Origin of the sequence: Methylobacterium sp. WL6, assembly GCF_008040095.1 — a bacterium.
Lineage (GTDB): Bacteria > Pseudomonadota > Alphaproteobacteria > Rhizobiales > Beijerinckiaceae > Methylobacterium.
Genome location: NZ_VRVH01000539.1, coordinates 1 through 1,588, shown reverse-complemented (window position 1 = coordinate 1,588; position 1,588 = coordinate 1). Strand labels below are relative to the sequence as shown.

Sequence of the window (1,588 nt, the reverse complement as noted above, 5' to 3'; positions counted from 1 at the left end):
GGCCTGCCCGCGCGCCGCGGCGCCCGGCGCCGGAGGAGCACGCCTCGACGGAGCAGACCCGCGCCGAGCCGTCCCGTACCATGCCGGCGATCGCGCGGGCGACCCGTCCGCGGCCGGCCGACGAGATGCCGGCGCCCCTCGCCGAGGGACCGACCCGGCGCCAGCAGCGCGCGGCGGCCTCGGCGACGCTGGCCTCCGGCGTGCAGACGCTGACCGTCGAGACCGACGAGGCCGGGATGCGGATCGACCGCTTCCTCACCGCGCGGTTCCCGCAGCTGCCCTTCGCCCGGGTCCAGAGCATCGTCCGCAAGGGCGAGCTGCGGGTCGACGGCAAGCGCGCCAAGCCCAACGACCGACTCGAGCCGGGCATGGCGGTGCGGGTGCCGCCGCTCAAGCTCGACCAGCCCGCCGACCGGCCGCGCAACCCGGTGCGGGACCAGAACGACGCCGAGTACATCCGCTCGCTGATTCTCTACGAGGACGCGGACATGATGGTGCTGAACAAGCCGTTCGGCCTGGCGGTCCAGGGCGGCTCGGGCACCGTCCGGCACGTGGACGGGCTGCTCGAGGCGCTGGCCGGCCCAGACGGGCAGAAGCCGCGCCTCGTCCACCGCCTCGACAAGGACACCGCCGGCTGCCTGATCGTCGCCAAGACCCGGGTCGCGGCGGCGACGCTCGCCAAGAGCTTCCGCTCGCGGGCGGCCCGGAAGATCTACTGGGCGCTCACCGCCGGCGTGCCGCGCACGCCGCAAGGCCGAGTCTCGACCTACCTCGTCAAGGAGGAGCCGACCGATGCCGACGCCCGCATGCGGATCGCCCAGCACGGCGAGGAGGGCGCCACCCACGCGCTGACCTACTACGCCACCGTCGACCAGGCGGCGCAGAAGGTGTCGTGGCTGTCATTCAAGCCGGTGACCGGGCGGACGCACCAATTGCGGGCGCATGCCGCCCATATCGGGCATCCGATCGTCGGCGACCCGAAATACTTCTCGGTCGAGAACTGGGCGCTGCCCGGCGGCATCCAGAACCGGCTCCACCTGCTCGCCCGCCGGATCGTGATCCCGCATCCGCGCACCGGCAAGCCGATCGACGTGAGCGCGCCGCTGCCGCCGCACATGGCCCAGAGCTGGAACCTGCTCGGTTTCGATGCCGCGCGCTACGACCCGATCGTCGACGCGCCGGAGGCGTGAGGCCAAGCGTTCGTGATCGCGGCGGCGCCCGGCCGTCGTGCACCGCGCGGGCCGCGAGGGTTGGCAACCGCCCCGCGAGGCTCATATCCTCGAAGGGCACCGGGCCGGCGGCCATCCGCCCTGGGCACCCGGCCGACATCGACCCTCGTGGTGAGACCTGATCGACATGAAGCTCACGACGCTGGCCTGCCTCGCCGCCCTCGGCCTGCTCGGCCCCGAGACTGTCACAAAAACACATATGACGCTCCCGACCACACCATACATCTAGAAATCGCTGGTCGCCGAATCATAAAAAAAAAATCTGCTCGTCGAGCACCGTCACCATGATGATCGGCGTCGCGCCGAGCTCGGGGTCGGCCCGGAGCGCGCGCAGCACCGACCAGCCGTCCATCCGCGGC

The 1,588-nt window shown here is 71.9% G+C and carries 1 protein-coding gene; it reads left to right on the top strand.

Features of this window, described 5'->3' with window-relative positions; all coding sequences use genetic code 11:
* Window positions 1-1,190: RluA family pseudouridine synthase (locus FV230_RS28150; protein ID WP_246695044.1), on the top strand; the 1,190-nt coding region annotated here is incomplete at its 5' end.
* Window positions 1,191-1,588: the final 398 nt, after the last annotated feature.